Raw genomic sequence first — 22,018 nt, forward strand, 5'->3', positions numbered from 1 at the left:
ACCATGAAAGTTGCCCTGCAAGACGAACCCGGTGAAGACATCGCCCAAGCCCTGCAAGACGGCTGGCTGCCGATCCGCGAAGTGGCGCGCCAGACTGGTGTCAACGCCGTGACCCTGCGCGCCTGGGAACGCCGCTATGGCCTGATCGTGCCCCAGCGCACGCCCAAGGGCCATCGGCTGTTCAGCGCCGACCATGTGCAACGTATCCACGCCATTCTCACCTGGCTCAATCGCGGCGTGCCGGTCAGCCAGGTGAAACACCTGATTGACACTGCCCAGACCAGCCCCGACACGGCAGAGAATGAATGGCACACCCTGCGCCAGACCCTGGTGCAGGCCATCAGCGAACTGACCGAGCGCCGGGTCGACGACGCCTTCAACCAGGCCATGGCGCTGTACCCGCCGCGCACCCTGTGCGAACAACTGCTGCTGCCACTGATCATGGACCTGGAGCAGCGTTGGCAGGGCCAGTTCGGCGCGCAGATGGAACGGGTGTTTTTCCTGTCCTGGCTGCGCAGCAAGTTCGGTGCGCGTATCTACCACAACAATCGCCAACTGCACGGTGCGCCGCTGTTGCTGGTCAACCAGTCCGACCTGCCACTGGAGCCGCACCTGTGGCTCAGCGCCTGGCTGGCCAGCAGCGCCGATTGCCCGGTGGAAGTGTTCGACTGGCCGCTGCCCGCCGGCGAACTGGCCCTGGCGGTGGAGCATCTGCAACCGCGCGCGGTGCTGCTGTATTCGAGCAAGGCCCTGCACTTGCCGACGCTGACCAAACTGTTGATGGGCGTCAGTTGCCCGACGCTGCTCGTCGGACCAACGGTGTGCATCCACCAGGCTGAGTTAGCCGTATTAACCCGTGACACTCCTGAATTGTTCGTGGCCGAAGAGGTGCTGTCGGCTCACCAGTTATTGATCCAGCGTGGACTTATCTAAATGCATTTGATCTGGCTGCGCACCGACCTGCGCCTACACGACAACACCGCCCTGGCCGCCGCGAGCCAGCGTGGCCCGGTCGCTGCCGTGTACCTGATCACGCCTGAGCAATGGCTGGCCCACGATGACGCGCCGTGCAAAGTCGACTTCTGGCTACGCAACCTGCAGCACCTGAGCCAGGCCTTGGGCGAGCTGAACATCCCGCTGTTGATCCGCACGGCGGCCACTTGGGATCAGGCGCCCGCTGTGCTCGGCGAACTGTGCCGGGCGCTGTCGGTGCAATCGCTGCACGTCAACGAGGAGTACGGCATTCACGAAAGCCGCCGTGACGCCGCCGTCGCCCAGGCGCTGGAGGCCGATGGCGTGACGTTCCACAGCTACCTTGACCAATTGTTCTTCCAACCGGGCAGTGTGCTGACCAAGACCGGCACCTACTTCCAGGTCTTCAGTCAGTTCCGCAAAGTCTGCTACACACGGCTGCACAGCGCCCTGCCACGCTTGGTGCCCACGCCGAAGGCCCAGGCCAGACTCGACCTCAACAGCGATCCGGTCCCGACCACCGTTGCCGGTTTCGAGCCGCCCAGCAACACCCTGCGCGCGCTCTGGCCTGCCGGTGAAGACGAAGCCCGGCGCCGCCTTGACACCTTCGCCGACCAGCAGATCAGCTACTACAAAGACGAGCGCGATTTCCCCGCCAAGCCCGGCACCAGCCAGTTATCGGCCTACCTCGCGGCCGGCGTGGTCTCGCCGCGCCAGTGCCTGCATGCCGCGTTGCAGACCAACCAGGGCGAATTCGAAAGTGGCGACATCGGCGCCATCACCTGGATCAACGAATTGCTCTGGCGTGAGTTCTACAAACACATCCTGGTGGGCTACCCACGGGTGTCGCGCCACCGTGCGTTCCGCCCCGAAACCGAAGCCGTGGCTTGGCGTGATGCGCCCAAGGACCTGGCGGCCTGGCAAGAAGCTCGCACGGGCCTGCCGATCATTGACGCCGCCATGCGCCAACTGCTGGAAACCGGCTGGATGCACAACCGGCTGCGCATGGTGGTGGCGATGTTCTTGACCAAGAACCTGCTGATCGACTGGCGTGAGGGCGAGCGCTTCTTTATGCGCCACCTGATCGACGGCGACCTGGCGGCCAACAACGGCGGCTGGCAGTGGAGTTCGTCCACCGGCACCGACTCGGCGCCGTACTTCAGGATCTTCAGCCCCCTGAGCCAGTCGGAAAAGTTCGACAGCGAAGGTGTATTCATCAAGCACTGGCTGCCGGAACTGGCCGCACTGAATAAAAAGGAAGTGCACAACCCCGAAGCCGCCGGTGGCCTGTTTGGCGTGGCGGATTATCCGCGCTCGATTGTCGACCTGAAAAAGTCCCGCGAGCGAGCCCTGGCCGCCTTTCGCAGCCTGCCTTCGCGGCAGTCGGTGGCCGAACATGAGTGACTTCCTGCAACGCTTCGCCCAGACCTTCGCCACGCTGGACAAGCACAACCTGCACCTGCTCGACAGCCTATACAGCAAGGACATTGCCTTTACCGACCCGCTGCACGAGGTCCATGGCCTGACCGCGCTGCACAGCTATTTCGCCGAGCTGTACAGCAATGTCAGCCAACTGCGCTTCGACTTCCACGGTTTCGACCAAGTGGCCGAAGGCGAAGGCTACCTGCGCTGGAAAATGAGTTTTTGCCACCCACGCCTGGCCAACGGCCAAGTCATCCGGGTGGAGGGGTGCTCGCACCTGATGTGGCGGGACAAGGTGTACCGCCACCGCGATTACTTCGATGCGGGCGCCATGCTCTACGAACACCTTCCCGTCCTGGGCAAAGTCGTCAGTTGGTTGAAAAGGAGAGTGGGATGAACGCAGTGTCGCCACGTCGTTATTGGCTGACCGGTGCCAGCAGTGGGATTGGTGCCGCCTTGGCTGTGGAGTTGCTTGACAGCGGCGCCCATGTGGCCTTGAGTTCCCGCACCCACGCGCCGCTGGACGCACTGGCCCAACGTTACCCCGGCCAAGTGCTGGTGGTGGCCGGTGACCTGACCAACAGCCAGACGGTACGCGAGATCGGGGAGCATATCGGTGCTGCCTGGGGGTCGCTCGACACCGTGATCCTCAACGCCGGCACCTGTGAGTATGTCGACGCCAAGCAGTTTGATTCATCGATCATCGAGCACGTGGTGCGCACCAACTTGCTGGCCAGCAGTTATTGCATCGAAGCGGCCCTGCCGTTGTTGCGTGCCGGGCGCACCCCGCATCTGGTGGGTGTTGCCAGCGCCGTGACCTACCTGCCGATGCCCCGCGCCGAAGCCTATGGCGCGTCCAAGGCCGGGCTGCGTTACCTGTTCGAATCCCTGCGCATCAGCCTGTCGACGGAAAACATCGACGTCACCGTGATCAGCCCTGGCTTTGTCGACACGCCACTGACCGAGCGCAATGACTTCCCGATGCCCCTGAGCTGGCCTGCCGACAAGGCGGCTCGGCACATTTTCGCCAAGCTGGACAAACGCCCACTGGAAATCGCCTTCCCGGCGTTGTTCATTGCGACCCTGTGGCCGCTGTCGAAACTGCCTAACCGCGCGCAATTGATCATCGGCAAACGCATGCTGCGCAGCCCGCCACCGAAAAAGGACGACCAGTGAAGATCGCCATTATCGGCAGCGGCATTGCTGGCCTGACCAGCGCCTACCTGCTCAGCCGCCGTCACGAGGTCACCGTGTTTGAAGCGGGCAATCGTATCGGCGGGCATACCCATACAGTCGATGTCAGCGTCGACGGCAAAAGCTACGCGGTGGACACCGGCTTTATCGTGTTCAACGACTGGACCTACCCCAACTTCATCCGCTTGCTGGGGCAGATTGGCGTGACGTTCAAACCCACCGAGATGAGCTTCTCGGTGTGCGACGAAAGCACCCGGTTCGAATACAACGGCAATAACCTCAACAGCCTGTTCGCCCAGCGCCGCAATATCCTGTCGCCGGGCTTCTGGGGCATGTTGCGCGACATCCTGCGCTTCAACCGCCAGGCGCCGCTGGATCTGCAGGAGCAACGCATCAGCGCCGAGATGACCTTGGGCGATTACCTCGCAGCCGGCGGTTACGGCGAACGCTTTGTGCGGCATTACATCGTGCCGATGGGCGCGGCGATCTGGTCGATGTCCCTGGCAGACATGCTGGGCTTTCCGTTGCAGTTCTTTGTGCGCTTCTTCAAGAACCACGGCTTGCTGTCGGTGAACAACCGGCCGCAGTGGTGTGTGATCGAAGGCGGGTCCAGCCGCTACATCGAACCGTTGACGCGCCGCTTTCGCGAGCAGATTCGCCTGAATTGCCCTGTGCATAATGTCGAGCGCACCGAGGACGGCGTAGTTATCCACAGCCCTGCCGGCAGCGAGGCGTTTGATCGGGTGGTGTTCGCCTGCCACAGCGACCAGGCACTGGCATTGCTCGCCGACCCCAGCCAGGCCGAACAGGAGATTCTCGGTGCCCTGCCCTACGCCGACAACGACGTGGTCCTGCACACCGACACCCGCCTGCTGCCCGACCGCAAACTCGCCTGGGCCAGCTGGAATTATCGGCTGAGCGGCAACACCCAGACCCAGGCGGCCGTCACTTATGACATGAACATCCTGCAGGGCATCGACAGCGCCACCACCTTTTGCGTCAGCCTCAACCAGACGCCAATGATCAACCCGCTGAAGATCCTCGCGCGCTACACCTACGCCCATCCGCAATACAGCCTGGCGGCGGTGGCCGCGCAAAACCGCTGGGAAGAACTGGCCGGGGCGCGCAACACCTTTTACTGCGGCGCCTACTGGGCCAATGGGTTCCACGAAGACGGCGTGGTCAGCGCCCTGCGCGTGGCCCAGGCCTTTGGGGAAACCCTGTGAACAGCGCCCTGTACAGCGGCTGGATTGCCCATCGACGGTTTGCGCCCAAGGTCCATGCCTTTCGCTACCGCATCGGCCTGCTGTACCTGGACTTGAGCGAACAAGACGAAGTCCTCGGGCTGTCGCCGTTGGCGGGGCGCAGTCGCCTGGCGCCCTTCGGTTTTCGTCAGCAGGATTACCTGCGTGAATTCACGCGCCACGGCATGAGCTTGAGCGATGCCGTGCGCCAGGAAGTCGGCAAGGCGCTGGGGCGTACGCCTCAGGGCGTTATCTGCCTACTGACCCAGGCCCGTAGTTGGGGCCTGGCTTTTAATCCGGTGAGTTTCTTCTATTGCTTCGAGGCCGATGGGCAACTGGCCGCGATACTGTGTGAAGTGACCAACACCCCGTGGCGCGAGCGCTACCACTACGTGCTGCCGGCCCAAGCCCTGGGCGCTGATGAGCACCAGCATTTCGCCGTGGCCAAGGCCTTCCATGTGTCGCCGTTCTTGCCCCGCGACCTGGAATACCGCATGAGCTTCAGCCCGCCCGCCGCCAGGCTCGGCGTGCACATGGCCGACTGGCAGGGCGAGCTGAAAGTGTTCGACGCCACCTTGAGCCTGCAAAAAGAAGTGTTGGATCGCGCCAGCCTGCATCGCTACTTGTGGCGCTTTCCGTGGATGACCGCCAAGACGTGCCTGGCCATTTACTGGCAGGCGCTGCGCCTTTTTCTTAAGCGCACACCGATTTTTTCCCACCGGGCCGCCGATGGCGCCTCTCGTACAGCCGTCGGGTATACCAAGGATCGCCGCCATGAAATCCCCTAGCTTATCGGTCAAGGCCAACCGCCTGAACGTCAACGGTGTGACCAGTGCGCTGTTGCGCAAGGGCGTGCTGCGTCAACTCAGCCAATTGCGCCACGGCCAACTGGTGGTGATCGAGGACGGCGAACGGCAAGTGTTCGGCGCACGGGAAGCGCACTTGCTGGGGGAAATCCAGATCCTCGACCCTGCGGTTTGGGGACTGGTGGCGGCCAACGGCTCCATCGGCGCCGGCGAGGCGTTTATCCACGGGTATTGGAGCAGCCCGGACCTGACCGCCGTAGTGCGTGTGATGGTCAGCAACCTGGACGTGCTCGACGCCATGGAAGGTGGCCTGGCACGGCTGGCACGCCCGCTCACCCAAGGCCTGCACTGGCTCAACCGCAACACACGCAAGGGCTCGCAGAAAAACATCGCCGCGCACTACGACCTGGGCAACGACCTGTTCGAAGAATTCCTCGACCCGACCATGATGTATTCGGCGGCGCAATTTCTGAGCCCTGACGACACCCTGGAACAGGCGCAACTGAACAAGCTGGAACGCATCTGCCAGAAGCTCGCGCTCAAGCCCACCGACCACCTGCTGGAAATCGGCACCGGTTGGGGCAGCATGGCGCTGTATGCGGCGCAACACTATGGCTGCAAGGTCACCACCACGACCTTGTCCAAGGAGCAGTTTGCCTACACCGAAAAACGCATCGAAACCCTCGGCTTGCAAGGCCAGGTCACGCTGCTGCTGAGTGACTATCGCGACCTCACCGGCCAGTACGACAAGCTGGTGTCCATCGAGATGATCGAAGCCGTTGGCCATCGCTTCCTGCCGACCTACTTCAAGCAATGCGCGCACTTGCTCAAGAGCGATGGGCTGATGTTGCTGCAGGCCATCACCATCCGCGAGCAACGGTTTGAGCAGGCCAAGAACAGCGTGGACTTTATCCAGCGCTACATTTTTCCGGGCGGCGCCCTGCCCAGTGTGCAGAACATGCTGCAAATCGTCAGCCGCGACACCGATATGAACCTGCTGCACATGGAAGACTTTGGCCTGCACTACGCGCGAACCCTGCGCCTGTGGCATGAGAACTTTCGTCGCGCTCACGGCCGCCTGACAGAAATGGGCTACGACGAATACTTCCTGCGGTTGTGGGAGTTTTACCTGTGTTACTGCGAAGGTGGCTTTATGGAGCGCACCATCGGCACCGCGCAATTGCTGCTGGCCAAACCGGCAGCGATCAACCCGCCGTTGCTCGGGCGCTTCAATGCTTAAAAACCTGGCCAATGCCGCGCTGTTCCAGTGCGGCTGGTTTGCCTGTGTGCTGGGCGGCGACAGCGTGTGGTTACTCGTGGGGCTCGCTGCGCTGGCTATTCATCTGCTGTGGATAAGTTCATGGGCCGAAGACGGCAGACTGATTCTCGGCGTGACGGTGCTGGGCACATTGCTGGATACGGCGTTACGCACGGTGGGCGTGTTTCATTTCACCGAGCCGGGCCCGCTTATCCCGTTCTGGTTGATGCTGCTGTGGGCGCTACTGGCAACCACACTGCGTCATTGTCTGGCCTGGAGCACCCGGCCTCGCTGGCGCGCAGCATTATTGGGCGCCGTGGGCGGCCCCATGTCTTATTACGCAGGCAGCCAACTGGCAGGGGTGAGCTTCGGTTACGCCCTGTGGCCGAGCCTGTTCGGCTTGGCACTGCTGTGGGCTGTGCTCTTCGCACTGCTTGCTCGCGCCGCGACAAAATACTGAAGCCGGTCGGCTTTTTCTTGCAGCTTGCCGCTCAAAGCTTGAAGCTGCCGCCATGACCAACATCCCCCACACTCAAATCGCCGAACCCGCCGTCACCTGCTCGACGTGCGCGGCCTGCTGCTGCCAGCTGGAAGTCATGCTGATCACCGACACCGGCGTGCCGGAGCGCTATATCGACACCGACGATTGGGGCGGCGAAGTGATGCTGCGCCTGGACGACGGCTGGTGCGCGGCACTGGATCGGGACACGATGATGTGCACGATCTATGAGCGTCGGCCGCTGATTTGCCGGGAATTCGAGATGGGCGCACCGGAGTGCATCGAAGAGCGCCAGGGGATTGCGACGGCCTACCGCTGACCTAAACACCGATGACGATCAAATGCAGGAGGGGGCTTGCCCCCGATTGCAGTGTGTCAGACAAAAATTCGCTGGCTGATACAGCCCAATCGGGGGCAAGCCCCCTCCCACAAGGGATTTGCGCAATTACAACTGCAGGGTGTAGTGCAGCGCGTAGCTCTCTACCCCATCATTGTTGCTGCTGATGCCGGCATTGGAATAGTGCGTGGCACGAATGCCCACTTCATGCCCACCGGTAAACCGCAGGCCGAACCCCAGACGGTCTTCGAACTGGAAAGCCTGGCCGATGTTGTTGTCTTCCAACTTCGTGCGGGAGAACACCGCCACACCGATCCCCGCCTCGATGTATGGCTTGACCGATTCCCCGGCAAACTCATACACAAACACCGGCGAGAACGACAGGCTGCTGGCACTGGCGCGCTTGTCGCCATCCCAGTAGGTATAAGCGCCGCTCCAGTAACCGGTCAGGCGACCCACATCGCTCTGCCACCAGCTTTTATCCCAGTCCGACGTGAGCCCCAATCGGTAGGTCATGGTCGAGTCGCTGGTGCTGCCTACGCCAAATTCCAGGCCAGCAGCCTGGGCCGAAACCGAGTGTCCCACCACTACGGCCGCAATTGCGGCCAAACAGAACAAGCGCTTCATAAGAAACAGTCCTTTGAGAACGAAGTTGTATGATTTTTTACAGGCCATCTCGCTATAGAAGCTGACTCAGAGCCAGAAGTTCAGCGACATTTCACGAAATTTTCACGAGCCGAAGCTTCGCACAACTGCGGAATGTTTCCAAAGTGTGGGTAGGATATTTCTTAGATGACACACATCACCGCTGGTCCAGAACTCGGCAGGTTCAGGATCGCCATGGGCCAGCAGGTTGCGTTCGCCCAACAAACGCTTGAGCTGGCGGGCCACGGCGGCGCCGGTGTCGATGAGGGCGATACTGGGGGGCAGCATCTGTGCCAGGAGGGGCTTCAGGAAGGGATAGTGGGTGCAACCGAGGATGATGGTGTCGCAACCGGCGTTGAGCAGCGGCTCGATGTAGCCCTGCAACAACTGGCGCAGGGCCGGGCTGTTCAGGTCGCCTGTTTCAATCAGTTCCACCAGGCCGGGGCACGGCTGGGTGATCACCCGCACATCGGTGGCGAAACGGTCGAGCAACGCGGCGAACTTGGCACTTTGCAGGGTGCCGGTGGTGGCCAGCACGCCGACCACGCCACTGCGGGTGGCGGCAGCCGCTGGCTTGACGGCGGGCTCCATGCCCACCAACGGCCAGTCTGGGTAGTCCTGGCGTAAATCTGCAACGGCGGCGACGGTGGCGGTGTTGCAGGCAATCACAAAAGCCTTGGCACCCTGTTCGCGGAAAAACTCAGCGACCCGTCGCGAACGCTCACGAATAAATTCGGGGGTTTTCTCGCCATAGGGGATATGCCCGCAATCGGCCACGTACAACAGCGATTCGTGGGGCAATAGCTGTTGGATTTCATCCAGCACCGACAAACCGCCGACGCCGGAATCGAACACACCGATTGGCGCGTCCTTAACCATGTTGCGTCCCGCAGACACTGCAACCGGGATCACGCTTGACGCGCAATTCTCGAAAACGTGTGGTCAAGGCGTCGATCAGCAGCAAGCGGCCCACCAGCGGTTCACCGAAACAGGCCAGCAACTTCAAGGCTTCCAAGGCTTGCAGGCTGCCGACAAGCCCCACCAACGGCCCGACCACGCCCGCTTCGCTGCAGGTGAGTTCGGTGTCGCTGCCGTGCCCGTATAAACAGTGGTAACACGGACTGTCGGCGCGACGCGGGTCGAACACCGACAATTGGCCTTCCAGGCGAATCGCTGCCCCGCTGATCAACGGCTTGGCCGCGATAACGCAGGCGGCGTTGACCGCTTCGCGTGTGGAGAAGTTGTCGCTGCAATCAAGCACCACGTCCACCGCAGCCACTGCCGCCGCCAGCGAGTCGGCGTCCAGCGCGGTGCGATGGGCGACCAACGTGATTTCAGGGTTGATGGCGGTCAGGCGGCGCAGGGCCGAGTCGACCTTGGTCTGCCCGACACTGTCGGTGTCATGGATGATCTGGCGTTGCAGGTTGGTCAGGTCGACGGTGTCGAAGTCGGCCAAATGCAGTTCGCCCACGCCCGCAGCGGCCAGGTACAGCGCCACTGGCGCGCCCAGGCCACCAAGGCCGACGATCAGCGCACGGCTGTTTTTAAGGCGCAACTGGCCTTCGATGTCGACATGCTGCAACAGAATCTGTCGGCTATAGCGCAACAGTTCCTGATCGGTCAGCACGGGCGATGCCCCAAGGTGATGCGTTCGTGGCCGCCGAGGTCGATGCGACTGTGCACGCCCTCAAAACCCTGGCCCAGCAGCAGATCACGCACGGCCAGGGCCTGGTCGTAACCGTGTTCGAGCAGCAACCAACCACCGGCATTCAGGTAGGCCGGGGCCTCGTTGATGATCAACCGCAGGTCGTCCAAACCGTCATGGCCCGCCACCAGGGCGCTGGCCGGTTCAAAACGTACATCGCCCGCGACCAGATGCGGGTCATTGTCGGCGATATACGGCGGATTACTGATGATCAGGTCGTAACGGCGACCTTGCAGCGCGCTGAACCAATGACTGCTCAGCACTGTGGCGTTATTGAGGTGCAGGCGCTGGCGATTGCGCTCGGCCAGCGCCACGGCTTCCAGCACGCGGTCGACGGCCGTGACGTGCCAGGCCGGGCGCTCGCTGGCCAGGGCCAATGCGATGGCGCCGCTACCCGTGCCGAGGTCGAGGACCTGGGTGGGCGTGGCCGGCAACAATTCCAGGGCGGCCTCTACCAGCAACTCGGTGTCCGGACGCGGGATCAGCGTGTGGGGCGCGACCTCCAGGTCTAGCTTCCAGAAGCCCTGCTGGCCGAGAATATAGGCGACCGGCTCCCCGGCGCGGCGGCGCTGGAGGTAGTCGGCAAAGGTCAGCGCGTCTTCGCTGCTGACGATTTTTTCCGGCCAGGTGTGCAGGTAGCTGCGGGACTTGCCCAGGGCCGCCGCCAGTAACAATTCCACGTCCAGGCGCGCGGTGGGCGAGTCGGGCAGGTCGGCGGCGCGCAGCAGGCTGGCGATGATGGTCATTTATTCACCTATCGCGGCCAATTGGTCGGCCTGGTACTCGGCGAGCAAGGGCTCGATCACCGCATCGACGCCGCCGGCGAGAATCTCGTCGAGGGAGTAAAGGGTCAGGTTGACCCGGTGGTCGGTGACCCGGCCCTGGGCAAAGTTGTAGGTACGGATGCGCTCGGAACGGTCGCCCGAACCCACCAGCAACTTGCGCTCGCTGGCAATCGCGTTGGCGGCGGCGCTGGTCTGCTGGTCATTGAGCTTGGCCGACAGCCAGGACATGGCCCGGGCCCGGTTCTTGTGCTGGGAACGTTCTTCCTGGCATTCGACCACGATGCCCGACGGCAAGTGGGTGATACGGATTGCCGAGTCGGTCTTGTTGACGTGTTGACCACCGGCACCCGACGAGCGGTAAGTGTCGACCCTCAGGTCCGCCGGGTTGATCTCAATGGCCTCCTGCTCATCCGGCTCAGGCAATACAGCCACGGTGCACGCCGACGTGTGGATACGGCCTTGGGATTCGGTCGCCGGGACACGCTGTACGCGGTGCGCGCCGGATTCGAACTTCAGCTTGCCGTAGACATTTTCGCCTTCGACCCGCGCGATGACTTCTTTATAGCCGCCGTGCTCGCCCTCGTTTTCGGACAGGATCTCCACACGCCAGCCACGTCGCTCGGCATAGCGCGAATACATGCGAAACAGATCGCCGGAGAAAATCGCCGCCTCGTCGCCACCGGTGCCGGCGCGGATTTCGAGGAACACGTTGCGCCCGTCGTTTGGATCCTTGGGCAGCAGCATGCGTTGCAGGTCGCCTTCCAGCGCGATCAACTTGTCCTTGGCCTCGCGGACTTCTTCCACAGCCATTTCGCGCATATCCGGGTCGCTGTCCTTGAGCAGCGCCTGGGCACCTTCAAGGTCGGCCTGGGTTTTCAGCCATTGCCCGTAGGTGGTTACGATCGGTTCAACTTCGGCGTATTCCTTGGAATAGGTGCGGAACTTGGTCTGATCGGAGATGACTTCGCCATCGCCGAGCAAGGCGGTCAGTTCTTCGAAACGGTCCTGGAGCACATCCAGTTTATTGAGCAGTGACGCTTTCATTGCGGTTTTTTATCCGAAGAGCTTTCTGACGCGCCCTCACCGAGGGCAAAGAGTTCCTGAGCCATGGCCAGCGCATCGAGGCGGCCTTCGGCGGTAAGCTTTTTCAACTGTACGCTGGGTGCGTGGAGCAACTTGTTGGTCAAGCCACGGGCCAGTTGCATCAGCACTTCTTCGGCGCTGCTGCCGTTGGCCAGCAAACGCTGGGCCTTGATCAGTTCCTCGTCGCGCAGGCGTTCGCCCTGCTGACGATACGCCTTGAGCACGTCCACTGCCGCCAGTTCACGCAGGCGCACCATAAAATCTTCGGCGCCGGTGCTGACCATTTCCTCGGCGGCCTGGGCTGCGCCCTGGCGGCTCTTGAGGTTTTCGGCGACGACTTCGTGCAGATCGTCGACGCTATAGAGGTAAACGTCGTCCAACTCGCCGACTTCGGGTTCGATATCCCGGGGAACGGCGATGTCTACCATGAAAATCGGTTTGTGCTTGCGCAGCTTCAGCGCGCTTTCCACCGCGCCCTTGCCGAGGATCGGCAATTGGCTGGCGGTGGAGCTGATGACGATGTCACTGCGCACCAGTTCGGCGGGGATATCCGCCAGCAGAACGGCGTGGGCACCGAATTGTTCGGCGAGGATGCTGGCGCGCTCCAGGGTGCGGTTGGCGACCACGATGCGCTTCACACCCAGGTCATGCAGGTGACGGGCGACCAGGGTGATGGTCTCGCCGGCGCCAATCAGCAAGGCCTGGCTGCGTTGCAGGTCGCTGAAAATCTGTTTGGCCAGGCTGACGGCGGCAAATGCCACCGAGACCGGGTTTTCGCCGATGGCGGTGTCGGTGCGCACCTGCTTGGCGGAATTGAACGTGGCCTGGAACAGCCGGCCCAGCAGCGGGCCGACGGTGCCGGCCTCACGCGCCACAGCGTAGGCGGATTTCATCTGCCCCAGAATCTGCGGTTCGCCCAACACCAGCGAATCGAGACCGGCAGCCACGCGCATCATGTGACGAACTGCCGCATCCTCTTCGTGCACATAAGCGCAGGCGCGCAGGTCGTCGAGGCTCAAATGGTGGAAATCGGCCAGCCAGCGCAGGACGACATCCGCTGAAAGATGTTCCTGCTCTATATAAAGCTCGCTGCGATTGCAGGTCGAAAGGATCGCAGCTTCGCGACTGTCGGTGAGCCGGCAGAGCTGCTGCAAGGCCTCAACCAGCTGCTCTGGCGTAAACGCCACGCGCTCGCGCACGTCTACGGAGGCAGTCTTGTGGTTAATACCGAGTGCGAGGAAGGCCATTCAATATCGCTGATGATGTCGGGAAGCCGACAATTGTCCTACTTCGAAAGATTCAGAACAACCACCGTCGTCTATTGTCCTAATGCCTTGTGTCTATAAAGGCACCAACTGAGACTCGGTTATGTTTGGCCGAAGGCTTGTGTCATGATGATCCGACCGCAGGTTAGTCGTCCTCTTCCTATATGAATAGATCTTCCGCGTTGCTCCTTGCTTTTGTCTTCCTCAGCGGCTGCCAGACCTTGGCCCCCGTGTCGCCGGACGGTACGCCGCCGGTAGAAGACAGCACCCCCGCCCCTGAAAAGCCCAAGGTTTATTCCTCATTCAGTGAAGAAACGGTGTTCAGCCTGCTGAGTGCGGAACTGGCCGGCCAGCGCAATCGCTTCGACATTGCGCTGGACAACTATGTGACCCAGGCCATCAACACACAGGATCCTGGCATCTCCGAACGGGCATTTCGCATCGCCGAGTACCTGGGCGCCGATCAGGCCGCACTGGACACCTCGCTGATCTGGGCGAAAAACGCGCCGGACGATCTGGAAGCGCAACGGGCGGCGGCCATTCAACTGGCGCGGGCCGGGCGCTATGACGACTCCATGGTCTATATGGAGAAAGTCCTGCAAGGCAAGGGCGATACCCATTTCGACTTCCTCGCGCTGTCGGCTGCCGACACTGACCAGGACACGCGCAATGGCCTGATGAAGAGTTTCGACCGTCTGCTGCAAAAGCATCCAAAAAACAGCCAGCTGATTTTCGGCAAGGCCCTGCTGCTGCAACAGGACGACGAGGCCGACGCCGCGCTGAAACTGCTGGAGCAGAACCCGCCGGACGAGGGCGAGATCGCGCCGATCCTGCTGCGCGCACGCTTGCTGCAGAATCTCAATCGCGGCAAGGAAGCCATTCCGCTGCTGGAAAAAAGCATCAAGAAGTACCCGGACGACAAACGCCTGCGCCTGACTTACGCACGTATGCTGGTGGAGCAGGACCGTATGGAGGACGCCAAAGTGCAGTTCGCCAACCTGGTCCAGCAATACCCCGATGACGACGAACTGCGTTACTCCCTGGCGCTGGTGTGCCTGGAAGCCAAGGCCTGGGACGAGGCCAAGGGTTACCTTGAAGAACTGATCGGGCGTGAAAGCCATGTGGACTCGGCGCACCTGAACCTGGGCCGTATCGCGGAAGAACGCAACGACCCTCAGGCCGCCCTGCTCGAATACGCCCAGGTTGGCCCCGGTAACGACTACCTGCCGGCCCAGCTGCGCCAGGCCGATATCCTGATGAGCAACGGTCGTACCGACGAGGCCGAAAAACGCCTGGCCGCGGCCCGCGATGCCGAGCCGGACTATGCGATCCAGCTGTACCTGATCCAGGCCGAAACCCTGTCGGCCAACAATCAGGGCGAGCGCGCCTGGAAACTGCTGCAACAAGCCTTGCTGCAATTCCCCGACGACTTGAACCTGCTGTACACGCGCGCCATGCAGGCGGAAAAACGCAATGACCTGGCGCAGATGGAAAAAGACCTGCGCCTGATCATCAAGCGCGACCCTGACAACGCCATGGCCCTCAACGCCCTGGGCTACACCTTGTCCGACCGCACGACCCGCTACGACGAAGCCAAGGTGTTGATCGAACAGGCACACCAGCTCAACCCGGAAGACCCGGCCGTACTCGACAGCCTCGGCTGGGTGAATTACCGCCTGGGCAACCTCGACGAAGCAGAGCGCTTGCTGCGCCAGGCGCTGGAGCGCTTCCCCGATCAGGAAGTCGCGGCGCACCTGGGCGAAGTGCTGTGGGCCAATGGCAAGCAGCGCGAAGCACGTCAAATCTGGGAAAAATTCCTCAAGGAACAACCCGAAAGCCCCATCCTGCGCGGCACCATCAAGCGCCTGACCGGATCCGAGACCCTTTAAGCTTATGTTCTTGCGCCACGTTGTAGTGTTCAGTCTTATCGCCCTGCTCGCCGGTTGCGCGGGCATCGGCAGCCGTGAATCCGTTGAAGGCCAGGGCAACCCGGCGCAATGGCAACAGCACAAGGATCAGCTCAGCAGCATTGATGGCTGGCAGATCGAAGGCAAAGTCGGGGTGCGCGCACCCAAGGACTCAGGCAGCGGCACCTTGTTCTGGCTGCAACGCCAGGACTACTACGACATTCGCTTGTCGGGCCCGCTGGGCCGTGGCGCCGCTCGCCTGACAGGTCGACCGGGGCAAGTCAGCCTTGAAGTGGCCAACCAGGGCCGCTATGAGGCGGCTTCGCCGGAAGCACTGCTGGAAGAACAGATTGGCTGGAAGCTACCCGTGTCGCACCTGGTGTGGTGGGTGCGCGGCTTGCCCGCTCCGGACAGCAAGAGTCGCCTGAGCCTCAATGGTGACAGCCGCCTCGCATCACTGGAACAGGATGGCTGGCAGGTCGAGTACCTCAGTTATGTGGAACAGGGCGGTTATTGGCTGCCCGAGCGCATCAAGCTGCATGGCACTGACCTTGATGTCACGCTGGTGATCAAGGATTGGCAACCGCGCAAGCTGGGGCAATAACGTGACTTCAGAACGCCTGACACTGCCCTCACCCGCCAAGCTCAACCTGATGCTGCATATTCTCGGCCGTCGTGAAGACGGCTATCACGAGTTGCAGACGCTGTTTCAATTTCTCGACTACGGTGATGAGCTCACCTTCGCCGTGCGCGACGATGGCGTGATCCACCTGCACACCGAATTCGAAGGCGTGCCCCACGACAGCAACCTGATCGTGAAGGCGGCAAAAAAACTTCAGGAACAATCCGGCTGTGCATTGGGCATCGATATCTGGATCGATAAAATTTTGCCCATGGGCGGCGGAATCGGTGGCGGCAGTTCAAATGCCGCGACGACGTTGCTGGGGCTCAATCACTTGTGGCAACTGGGCTGGGGCCATGATCGCCTGGCCGCACTGGGCCTGACACTGGGCGCAGACGTCCCGGTTTTCGTGCACGGACACGCCGCTTTTGCTGAGGGCGTGGGGGAGAAACTCACCCCGGAATATCCCGAAGAGCCGTGGTATGTCGTGCTTGTCCCGCAAGTATCTGTAAGTACAGCAGAAATTTTTTCAGATCCGTTGTTGACACGTAACTCTTCTCCCATTAAAGTGCGCCCCGTTCCCAAGGGAAACAGTCGAAATGACTGCTTACCGGTTGTAGCAAGGCGTTATCCAGAGGTACGTAACGCTTTGAATTTGTTAGGTAAATTTACCGAAGCAAAATTAACCGGAACTGGAAGTTGTGTGTTTGGGGGCTTCCCAAACAAAGCTGAAGCTGATAAAGTCTCGGCCCTTCTTACAGAGACCCTTACAGGGTTTGTAGCAAAGGGAAGCAACGTTTCGATGTTGCATCGCAAGCTGCAAAGTCTGCTCTAAAAGGAACCGAGTACTGGGTACTCGTTGCAACAGATACAGGGGCGTCGCCAAGCGGTAAGGCAGCAGGTTTTGATCCTGCCATGCGTTGGTTCGAATCCAGCCGCCCCTGCCATTTTCTAATACTCATCCAGGTTACCCTCAGCCTCTAGGTACTGCGCGTGTCCAAGATGATGGTCTTTACGGGGAACGCCAACCCCGATCTGGCTCGACGTGTCGTACGTCAGCTGCATATCCCTCTCGGTGACATCTCTGTCGGTAAATTTTCCGACGGCGAAATTACAGCCGAGATCAATGAAAACGTTCGCGGTAAAGACGTCTTCATTATTCAGCCGACCTGCGCTCCGACCAACGATAACCTGATGGAACTCGTCGTGATGGCTGATGCCTTCCGCCGCTCCTCAGCGACTCGAATCACAGCTGTAATCCCTTACTTTGGTTATGCCCGTCAGGATCGCCGTCCGCGTTCCGCACGTGTGGCTATCAGCGCGAAAGTCGTTGCTGACATGCTGACCGTGGTAGGCATCGACCGTGTTCTCACGGTTGACCTGCACGCTGACCAAATCCAGGGGTTCTTCGATATTCCGGTAGATAACATCTACGGTTCGCCAGTACTGGTGGACGATATCGAAGATCAGCGCTTTGAAAACCTGATGATCGTGTCCCCGGACATTGGTGGCGTCGTGCGTGCACGGGCTGTTGCCAAATCCCTGGGCGTTGATCTCGGGATCATCGACAAACGCCGCGAGAAAGCCAATCACTCTGAAGTGATGCATATCATCGGTGATGTCGAAGGGCGTACCTGTATTCTGGTTGATGACATGGTCGACACCGCCGGCACCCTGTGCCACGCGGCGAAAGCCTTGAAAGAGCACGGTGCAGCAAAAGTCTTCGCCTACTGCACACACCCTGTGCTGTCAGGCCGAGCGATCGAGAACATCGAGAACTCTGTGCTGGACGAACTGGTGGTGACTAACACCATCCCGTTGTCCGCTGCTGCACAAGCCTGTGCGCGTATCCGTCAACTGGATATCGCACCGGTAGTTGCCGAAGCGGTTCGCCGCATCAGCAATGAAGAATCGATCAGCGCGATGTTCCGCTAAGGGTCAAACCTTCGGAACACCTCACTGACGAAAAGCGCCCCGCCCCAGCATTCTGTTGGGGCGGGGCTTTTTTGCCCATATCGCCTTTAGCGCTGGTCGCAAACGCTGGGGCGAATGTGGTTATTTTGGAGATACAACATGAACGATTTTACTCTGAATGCTGAAGTGCGTTCCGACCTGGGGAAAGGTGCGAGCCGCCGCCTGCGTCGTCTCGCAAGCCTGGTTCCAGCTGTAGTTTACGGTGGCGAGAAAGCCCCTGAATCCATCAGCATGCTGGCTAAAGAAGTTGCCAAACTGCTCGAAAACGATGCTGCCTACAGCCACGTTATCGAACTGAACGTTGGCGGCAAAAAGCAGAACGTAATCATCAAAGCCCTGCAACGTCACCCGTCCAAGGGCCACGTTCTGCACGCTGACTTTGTACGCGTTGTAGCCGGTCAGAAACTGACCGCTATCGTGCCTGTGCACTTTGTTGGTGAAGAAGCTCCGGTCAAGAAAGGCGGCGAGATTTCTCACGTCCTGAACGAAATCGAAGTGACCTGCCTGCCGAAAGATCTGCCTGAGTTCATCGAAGTCGACCTGTCGGCTCTGGAAATCGGCGCAATCGTTCACCTGTCCGACCTCAAAGCCCCTAAAGGTGTTGAGTTCGTTGCACTGGCTCACGGTGACGACAAAGCTGTTGCAAACGTACACGCTCCACGCGTTGTTCCAGAAGCTGAAGAAGGCGCTGCAGAGTAATTCACTCTGTATTGCCGGAGCTTGAGGAAACATCGCGGACCGGAACGTAGCGAGAAAGCGGGCGACAACGCGAAGTTTATCTCTGGATAAGTGAGCTCCTGTCGTCTACTTTCGCCGCACTCAGTTCGCGGCGATGTTATCCACAACTCCAAAGGAAGGGCCCCTGTCGTGACTGCCATTAAACTGATCGTTGGCCTGGGAAATCCAGGCGCCGAATACGAACAGACCCGGCATAACGCGGGGGCCCTTTTTGTTGAGCGTATCGCCCATGCCCAAGGTGTAAACCTGGCGGCCGATCGCAAGTATTTTGGCCTGACCGGGCGCTTCTCGCACCAGGGTCAGGATGTTCGTCTGCTGATTCCCACCACCTACATGAACCGCAGCGGCCAAGCTGTCGCGGCGCTTGCGGGCTTCTTCCGGATCAAACCCGAAGAAATCCTGGTGGCCCATGACGAACTGGACCTGCCACCCGGCGTTGCCAAGCTCAAGCTCGGCGGCGGGCATGGCGGGCATAACGGCCTGCGCGACATCATCGCGCAGTTGGGTAATCAGAATAATTTCTACCGCCTGCGGCTCGGCATTGGCCACCCAGGCGTTGCCAGTATGGTTTCAAATTTCGTCCTGGGTCGTGCGCCACGCGCCGAACAGGAAAAACTCGATGCAAGCATCGACTTTGCCCTCGGCGTGCTGCCGGATATCTTCGCCGGGGAATGGAACCGCGCGATGAAAAACCTGCACAGCCAGAAGGCCTGACTTTTTTCCGAGGGGAAACACCATGGGATTCAATTGCGGCATCGTCGGCCTGCCCAACGTCGGCAAATCCACCTTGTTCAACGCTTTGACCAAGTCCGGTATTGCGGCGGAGAACTTCCCCTTCTGCACCATCGAACCCAACAGCGGTATCGTGCCGATGCCGGATCCACGCCTGGATGCCTTGGCGGCCATCGTCAATCCCAAGCGCGTCCTGCCGACCACCATGGAGTTCGTCGACATCGCAGGCCTGGTAGCCGGCGCGTCGAAAGGCGAAGGCCTGGGCAACAAGTTCCTGGCCAACATCCGCGAAACCGATGCCATCGCCCACGTGGTCCGCTGCTTTGAAGACGAGAACGTGATTCACGTCTCCAACAGCGTCGACCCGAAACGCGACATCGAGATCATCGACCTGGAACTGATCTTCGCCGACCTCGACAGCTGCGAGAAACAACTGCAGAAAGTCGCGCGTAACGCCAAGGGCGGCGACAAGGACGCAGTGGTCCAGAAAGGCCTGCTGGAGCAGTTGATCGCACACTTCACCGAAGGCAAGCCGGCACGCAGCCTTATGAAGGGCATGGGCGCCGACGAGAAGGCCGTGATCAAGGGCTTCCACCTGCTGACCACCAAGCCGGTGATGTACATTGCCAACGTCGCTGAAGACGGCTTCGAGAACAACCCCCTGCTCGACGTGGTAAAAGCCATCGCGGACGAAGAAGGCGCGATCGTAGTGCCAGTGTGCAACAAGATCGAAGCGGAAATCGCCGAACTCGATGACGGCGAAGAAAAAGACATGTTCCTTGAGGCCCTGGGCCTGGAAGAACCTGGCCTGAACCGCGTGATTCGTGCGGGCTACGAAATGCTCAACCTGCAGACCTACTTCACCGCCGGTGTCGAAGAAGTCCGCGCCTGGACCGTCAAGGTCGGCGCCACCGCGCCACAGGCTGCAGGCGTGATCCACACCGACTTCGAAAAAGGCTTTATCCGCGCTGAAGTGATCGCCTACAACGACTTTATCCAATTCAAGGGTGAAGCCGGTGCCAAGGAAGCGGGCAAATGGCGCCTGGAAGGTAAGGAATATATTGTTAAAGATGGCGATGTGATGCACTTCCGCTTTAACGTGTAGCCTTCACACGCGCTTATTGCAACACACAAAAAAGCCGACGCAGTGCGTCGGCTTTTTTGTGGCCGAGCTTTAAGTAAATATAAAAACTGTCACACTCCCGCCAAATACCGCCTCTCAAGCTTTTCTCCTACAACCCTATTCAACTATGTAATCTCGATGATTACCCAATTCAATTTTAATCAAGCAACTTCAAACTCCTCCTACACAAAACCAGCAAATTCCTACCTTAATTCGACATAGTATTTTTTATACTATCAACCCATGCCCCATGCTTGCTTAACGTTAATTTACCTGGCGCAATAACAACACGAGGCGCTTATTTAATGTCAACCTTCTGCCACAGGAAAGCCGAACCGGATATCTCATTCATTGACATACCAGATATTGAAAGCACGCTTACCCACACGGCATCACTCAATATTGACATACTCTTATTAGGGGAAACCGGCACCGGCAAGGATACCTTGGCCCATCGAATACATGATTTGTCGGGAAGAAGAGGAGGCTTTGTCGCAGTGAACTGCGCTGCCATCCCGGAGAGCCTAGCAGAGAGCCAATTGTTCGGTGTCAACAGCGGCGCCTATACCGGCGCCGTCCAATCACGTGCAGGTTTCATCGAATCCGCGCACTTGGGCACCTTATATCTGGATGAAATTGATAGCATGCCGTTATCACTTCAAGCCAAGTTATTACGGGTATTGGAGTCGCGGGGTGTGGAGCGACTGGGTTCAACCCGCTTTATTCCAGTGGACATGCGCATCATTGCGTCAGCACAGCAGTCACTGTACGCCATGGTCACGCAAGGGGCTTTCCGGCGAGATCTGTATTTTCGATTGAGCGTAGTCAACATCCAGCTCCCCCCTTTGCGGGAGCGTAGAGACCGAATAATTTCGCTTTTTTTGAACATGGTTCAGCAAGAGGCTGAGAATTTTAAATGCCCTTCTCCCCCACCCCCAAACGCTTTGCTTCAACAGTTGTTATGCCATCCTTGGCCTGGAAACGTTCGTGAACTACGCTCGACAGCCAAACGCTTCGTATTAGGCCTCCCGCCCTTTTCGGAGGCTATGATCAGCTATCAGGCAACTAAAATGAATCTCAAAAAACGGCTTCAACAAATCGAAAAATCGCTGATTGAAGAGTCACTGCAACGACACAGCAGCAACGTGGATTTGACAGCTGCCGAATTGGGCGTTGCAACGCGCACGCTGTATTATCGGATGAAACAACTCGAAATCCCGTAATAACAGCCGCAAAACCACGACTCACACATCATTCAGACCGAAGAAACAATTAGCAATATTCAATATTCAAACTGCCAGGAACCGAAGTATCAACGTATGCCACAGAGTGATACCAGGCTCAGGATGTAACGCGATATACCAGGCACCACTCTAGTTGAGCACTGGTTAAAGAAATGCAACCGCAAACCTATTATGTGGAGAGTCACCATGGCTTCAGGTATCAACAACTCAATTCAAACTTATAACTACGGTACAGGTTACGGAGATCAAGGAGGTTACGGAGCTTCAGGCGGCGGAAGCGTAGAGGCAGAAGCTGCAAAAGCGAAAGCGTTGCAAATTGAGGGCATGCGACTCAACAACGAAGTTAAATACGATAACAACTATTCAACATCTGCTCAAAAAAGGCAGTAACTTAATCGCCTCCTCGGTTTATCAACCGAGGAGGTGACGCCATAGGCTCAAGAAATTCAATGCACCCTCCCCC

General features: G+C 59.5%; 24 protein-coding genes and 1 tRNA gene. 19 read left to right on the forward strand and 6 right to left on the reverse strand.

The annotated features are described in order from the left end of the window. Positions 1–3 precede the first annotated feature (3 nt). The 9 genes from EJD88_RS10770 to EJD88_RS10810 are packed head-to-tail and all read left to right on the forward strand — an operon-like array spanning position 4 to position 7,714. The gene (locus EJD88_RS10770; protein WP_158877924.1) at positions 4–933 is read left to right on the forward strand and encodes a MerR family transcriptional regulator; all 930 of its coding nucleotides are present in this window, start codon (positions 4–6) and stop codon (positions 931–933) included. Next, a complete protein-coding gene (phrB, locus tag EJD88_RS10775) occupies positions 934–2,376 on the forward strand; it encodes a deoxyribodipyrimidine photo-lyase (RefSeq protein WP_158877925.1) in 1,443 nt (480 codons plus the stop codon). Next, positions 2,369–2,791, forward strand: a complete 423-nt coding sequence (locus EJD88_RS10780; RefSeq protein WP_099583964.1) for a nuclear transport factor 2 family protein — start codon at positions 2,369–2,371, stop codon at positions 2,789–2,791. Before phrB ends, EJD88_RS10780 begins: the two co-directional genes overlap by 8 nt. Further along, positions 2,788–3,570: an SDR family oxidoreductase gene (locus EJD88_RS10785; protein WP_158877926.1), complete on the forward strand. Its 783-nt coding sequence runs from the start codon at positions 2,788–2,790 to the stop codon at positions 3,568–3,570. Before EJD88_RS10780 ends, EJD88_RS10785 begins: the two co-directional genes overlap by 4 nt. Beyond that, entirely contained in the window at positions 3,567–4,814 is a 1,248-nt protein-coding gene (locus EJD88_RS10790) for an NAD(P)/FAD-dependent oxidoreductase (RefSeq protein ID WP_099583962.1), read from the forward strand. The genes EJD88_RS10785 and EJD88_RS10790 overlap by 4 nt, the downstream gene beginning before the upstream one ends. Further along, positions 4,811–5,620, forward strand: a complete 810-nt coding sequence (locus tag EJD88_RS10795; RefSeq protein ID WP_158877927.1) for a DUF1365 domain-containing protein — start codon at positions 4,811–4,813, stop codon at positions 5,618–5,620. Before EJD88_RS10790 ends, EJD88_RS10795 begins: the two co-directional genes overlap by 4 nt. After that, positions 5,607–6,878 carry a cyclopropane-fatty-acyl-phospholipid synthase family protein gene (locus EJD88_RS10800; protein WP_112193362.1) on the forward strand — a complete coding sequence of 424 codons (1,272 nt, stop codon included), beginning with the start codon at positions 5,607–5,609 and terminating at the stop codon, positions 6,876–6,878. The genes EJD88_RS10795 and EJD88_RS10800 overlap by 14 nt, the downstream gene beginning before the upstream one ends. Next, positions 6,871–7,356, forward strand: coding sequence for a DUF2878 domain-containing protein (locus EJD88_RS10805; RefSeq protein ID WP_158877928.1), 486 nt, complete (start codon positions 6,871–6,873; stop codon positions 7,354–7,356). The genes EJD88_RS10800 and EJD88_RS10805 overlap by 8 nt, the downstream gene beginning before the upstream one ends. 52 nt (positions 7,357–7,408) lie before the next feature. Beyond that, on the forward strand, positions 7,409–7,714 hold the full coding sequence (locus EJD88_RS10810) for a YkgJ family cysteine cluster protein (RefSeq protein WP_099583958.1): 306 nt from the start codon (positions 7,409–7,411) through the stop codon (positions 7,712–7,714). 126 nt (positions 7,715–7,840) lie between these two features. Here the strand turns inward: EJD88_RS10810 and EJD88_RS10815 are convergent, their stop codons facing one another. From EJD88_RS10815 to hemA, 6 genes are all read right to left on the reverse strand, one after another. After that, positions 7,841–8,359 carry an acyloxyacyl hydrolase gene (locus tag EJD88_RS10815; protein ID WP_099583957.1) on the reverse strand — a complete coding sequence of 173 codons (519 nt, stop codon included), beginning with the start codon at positions 8,357–8,359 and terminating at the stop codon, positions 7,841–7,843. Between the two features lie 102 nt (positions 8,360–8,461). Continuing rightward, positions 8,462–9,256: a glutamate racemase gene (gene murI / locus EJD88_RS10820; RefSeq protein ID WP_158877929.1), complete on the reverse strand. Its 795-nt coding sequence runs from the start codon at positions 9,254–9,256 to the stop codon at positions 8,462–8,464. Next, on the reverse strand, positions 9,249–10,004 hold the full coding sequence (locus EJD88_RS10825) for a molybdopterin-synthase adenylyltransferase MoeB (protein ID WP_158877930.1): 756 nt from the start codon (positions 10,002–10,004) through the stop codon (positions 9,249–9,251). Before EJD88_RS10825 ends, murI begins: the two co-directional genes overlap by 8 nt. Beyond that, a complete protein-coding gene (prmC, locus tag EJD88_RS10830; RefSeq protein ID WP_099583954.1) occupies positions 9,998–10,828 on the reverse strand; it encodes a peptide chain release factor N(5)-glutamine methyltransferase in 831 nt (276 codons plus the stop codon). The genes EJD88_RS10825 and prmC overlap by 7 nt, the downstream gene beginning before the upstream one ends. Further along, the gene (prfA, locus tag EJD88_RS10835) at positions 10,829–11,911 is read right to left on the reverse strand and encodes a peptide chain release factor 1 (RefSeq protein ID WP_099583953.1); all 1,083 of its coding nucleotides are present in this window, start codon (positions 11,909–11,911) and stop codon (positions 10,829–10,831) included. It lies immediately after the preceding gene. Continuing rightward, positions 11,908–13,197, reverse strand: coding sequence for a glutamyl-tRNA reductase (gene hemA, locus EJD88_RS10840; RefSeq protein WP_099583952.1), 1,290 nt, complete (start codon positions 13,195–13,197; stop codon positions 11,908–11,910). Before hemA ends, prfA begins: the two co-directional genes overlap by 4 nt. 182 nt (positions 13,198–13,379) lie before the next feature. Between hemA and EJD88_RS10845 the strand changes: the two genes are divergently transcribed. The 10 genes from EJD88_RS10845 to EJD88_RS10890 all read left to right on the forward strand — a co-directional run bounded on the left by EJD88_RS10845 (position 13,380) and on the right by EJD88_RS10890 (position 21,945). Beyond that, a complete protein-coding gene (locus EJD88_RS10845) occupies positions 13,380–15,104 on the forward strand; it encodes a tetratricopeptide repeat protein (protein ID WP_099583951.1) in 1,725 nt (574 codons plus the stop codon). Between the two features lie 4 nt (positions 15,105–15,108). Continuing rightward, positions 15,109–15,726: a lipoprotein insertase outer membrane protein LolB gene (gene lolB, locus EJD88_RS10850; RefSeq protein WP_099583950.1), complete on the forward strand. Its 618-nt coding sequence runs from the start codon at positions 15,109–15,111 to the stop codon at positions 15,724–15,726. A gap of 1 nt (position 15,727) precedes the next feature. After that, positions 15,728–16,579 carry a 4-(cytidine 5'-diphospho)-2-C-methyl-D-erythritol kinase gene (ispE, locus tag EJD88_RS10855; RefSeq protein ID WP_099583949.1) on the forward strand — a complete coding sequence of 284 codons (852 nt, stop codon included), beginning with the start codon at positions 15,728–15,730 and terminating at the stop codon, positions 16,577–16,579. 37 nt (positions 16,580–16,616) lie between these two features. Next, positions 16,617–16,691: transfer RNA gene (locus EJD88_RS10860), tRNA-Gln, on the forward strand. Positions 16,692–16,737: 46 nt separating this feature from the next. Then, positions 16,738–17,679, forward strand: coding sequence for a ribose-phosphate pyrophosphokinase (locus EJD88_RS10865; RefSeq protein ID WP_003171603.1), 942 nt, complete (start codon positions 16,738–16,740; stop codon positions 17,677–17,679). Positions 17,680–17,817: 138 nt separating this feature from the next. After that, a complete protein-coding gene (locus EJD88_RS10870; RefSeq protein WP_158877931.1) occupies positions 17,818–18,417 on the forward strand; it encodes a 50S ribosomal protein L25/general stress protein Ctc in 600 nt (199 codons plus the stop codon). 168 nt (positions 18,418–18,585) lie between these two features. Continuing rightward, positions 18,586–19,170, forward strand: coding sequence for an aminoacyl-tRNA hydrolase (gene pth, locus EJD88_RS10875; RefSeq protein WP_003171596.1), 585 nt, complete (start codon positions 18,586–18,588; stop codon positions 19,168–19,170). Between the two features lie 22 nt (positions 19,171–19,192). Continuing rightward, positions 19,193–20,293, forward strand: a complete 1,101-nt coding sequence (gene ychF, locus EJD88_RS10880; RefSeq protein ID WP_099583947.1) for a redox-regulated ATPase YchF — start codon at positions 19,193–19,195, stop codon at positions 20,291–20,293. 323 nt (positions 20,294–20,616) lie between these two features. Beyond that, positions 20,617–21,534, forward strand: coding sequence for a sigma 54-interacting transcriptional regulator (locus tag EJD88_RS10885; RefSeq protein WP_112193352.1), 918 nt, complete (start codon positions 20,617–20,619; stop codon positions 21,532–21,534). Between the two features lie 207 nt (positions 21,535–21,741). Next, positions 21,742–21,945: a hypothetical protein gene (locus EJD88_RS10890; protein WP_158877932.1), complete on the forward strand. Its 204-nt coding sequence runs from the start codon at positions 21,742–21,744 to the stop codon at positions 21,943–21,945. The last annotated feature ends 73 nt before the right edge of the window (positions 21,946–22,018 follow it).

The organism is Pseudomonas sp. PB105 (assembly GCF_009764655.1).
Lineage (GTDB): Bacteria > Pseudomonadota > Gammaproteobacteria > Pseudomonadales > Pseudomonadaceae > Aquipseudomonas > Aquipseudomonas cyclaminis.

What these genes read in the sequence shown, in the direction of transcription:
- EJD88_RS10770 (WP_158877924.1), top strand. Translation starts at nt 4, where the DNA reads ATGAAAGTTGCCCTGCAAGACGAACCCGGTGAAGACATCGCCCAAGCC.
- phrB (WP_158877925.1), top strand. Translation starts at nt 934, where the DNA reads ATGCATTTGATCTGGCTGCGCACCGACCTGCGCCTACACGACAACACC.
- EJD88_RS10780 (WP_099583964.1), top strand. Translation starts at nt 2,369, where the DNA reads ATGAGTGACTTCCTGCAACGCTTCGCCCAGACCTTCGCCACGCTGGAC.
- EJD88_RS10785 (WP_158877926.1), top strand. Translation starts at nt 2,788, where the DNA reads ATGAACGCAGTGTCGCCACGTCGTTATTGGCTGACCGGTGCCAGCAGT.
- EJD88_RS10800 (WP_112193362.1), top strand. Translation starts at nt 5,607, where the DNA reads ATGAAATCCCCTAGCTTATCGGTCAAGGCCAACCGCCTGAACGTCAAC.
- EJD88_RS10805 (WP_158877928.1), top strand. Translation starts at nt 6,871, where the DNA reads ATGCTTAAAAACCTGGCCAATGCCGCGCTGTTCCAGTGCGGCTGGTTT.
- EJD88_RS10810 (WP_099583958.1), top strand. Translation starts at nt 7,409, where the DNA reads ATGACCAACATCCCCCACACTCAAATCGCCGAACCCGCCGTCACCTGC.
- EJD88_RS10815 (WP_099583957.1), bottom strand. Translation starts at nt 8,359, where the DNA reads ATGAAGCGCTTGTTCTGTTTGGCCGCAATTGCGGCCGTAGTGGTGGGA.
- murI (WP_158877929.1), bottom strand. Translation starts at nt 9,256, where the DNA reads ATGGTTAAGGACGCGCCAATCGGTGTGTTCGATTCCGGCGTCGGCGGT.
- prmC (WP_099583954.1), bottom strand. Translation starts at nt 10,828, where the DNA reads ATGACCATCATCGCCAGCCTGCTGCGCGCCGCCGACCTGCCCGACTCG.
- prfA (WP_099583953.1), bottom strand. Translation starts at nt 11,911, where the DNA reads ATGAAAGCGTCACTGCTCAATAAACTGGATGTGCTCCAGGACCGTTTC.
- hemA (WP_099583952.1), bottom strand. Translation starts at nt 13,197, where the DNA reads ATGGCCTTCCTCGCACTCGGTATTAACCACAAGACTGCCTCCGTAGAC.
- EJD88_RS10845 (WP_099583951.1), top strand. Translation starts at nt 13,380, where the DNA reads ATGAATAGATCTTCCGCGTTGCTCCTTGCTTTTGTCTTCCTCAGCGGC.
- lolB (WP_099583950.1), top strand. Translation starts at nt 15,109, where the DNA reads ATGTTCTTGCGCCACGTTGTAGTGTTCAGTCTTATCGCCCTGCTCGCC.
- EJD88_RS10870 (WP_158877931.1), top strand. Translation starts at nt 17,818, where the DNA reads ATGAACGATTTTACTCTGAATGCTGAAGTGCGTTCCGACCTGGGGAAA.
- ychF (WP_099583947.1), top strand. Translation starts at nt 19,193, where the DNA reads ATGGGATTCAATTGCGGCATCGTCGGCCTGCCCAACGTCGGCAAATCC.
- EJD88_RS10885 (WP_112193352.1), top strand. Translation starts at nt 20,617, where the DNA reads ATGTCAACCTTCTGCCACAGGAAAGCCGAACCGGATATCTCATTCATT.
- EJD88_RS10890 (WP_158877932.1), top strand. Translation starts at nt 21,742, where the DNA reads ATGGCTTCAGGTATCAACAACTCAATTCAAACTTATAACTACGGTACA.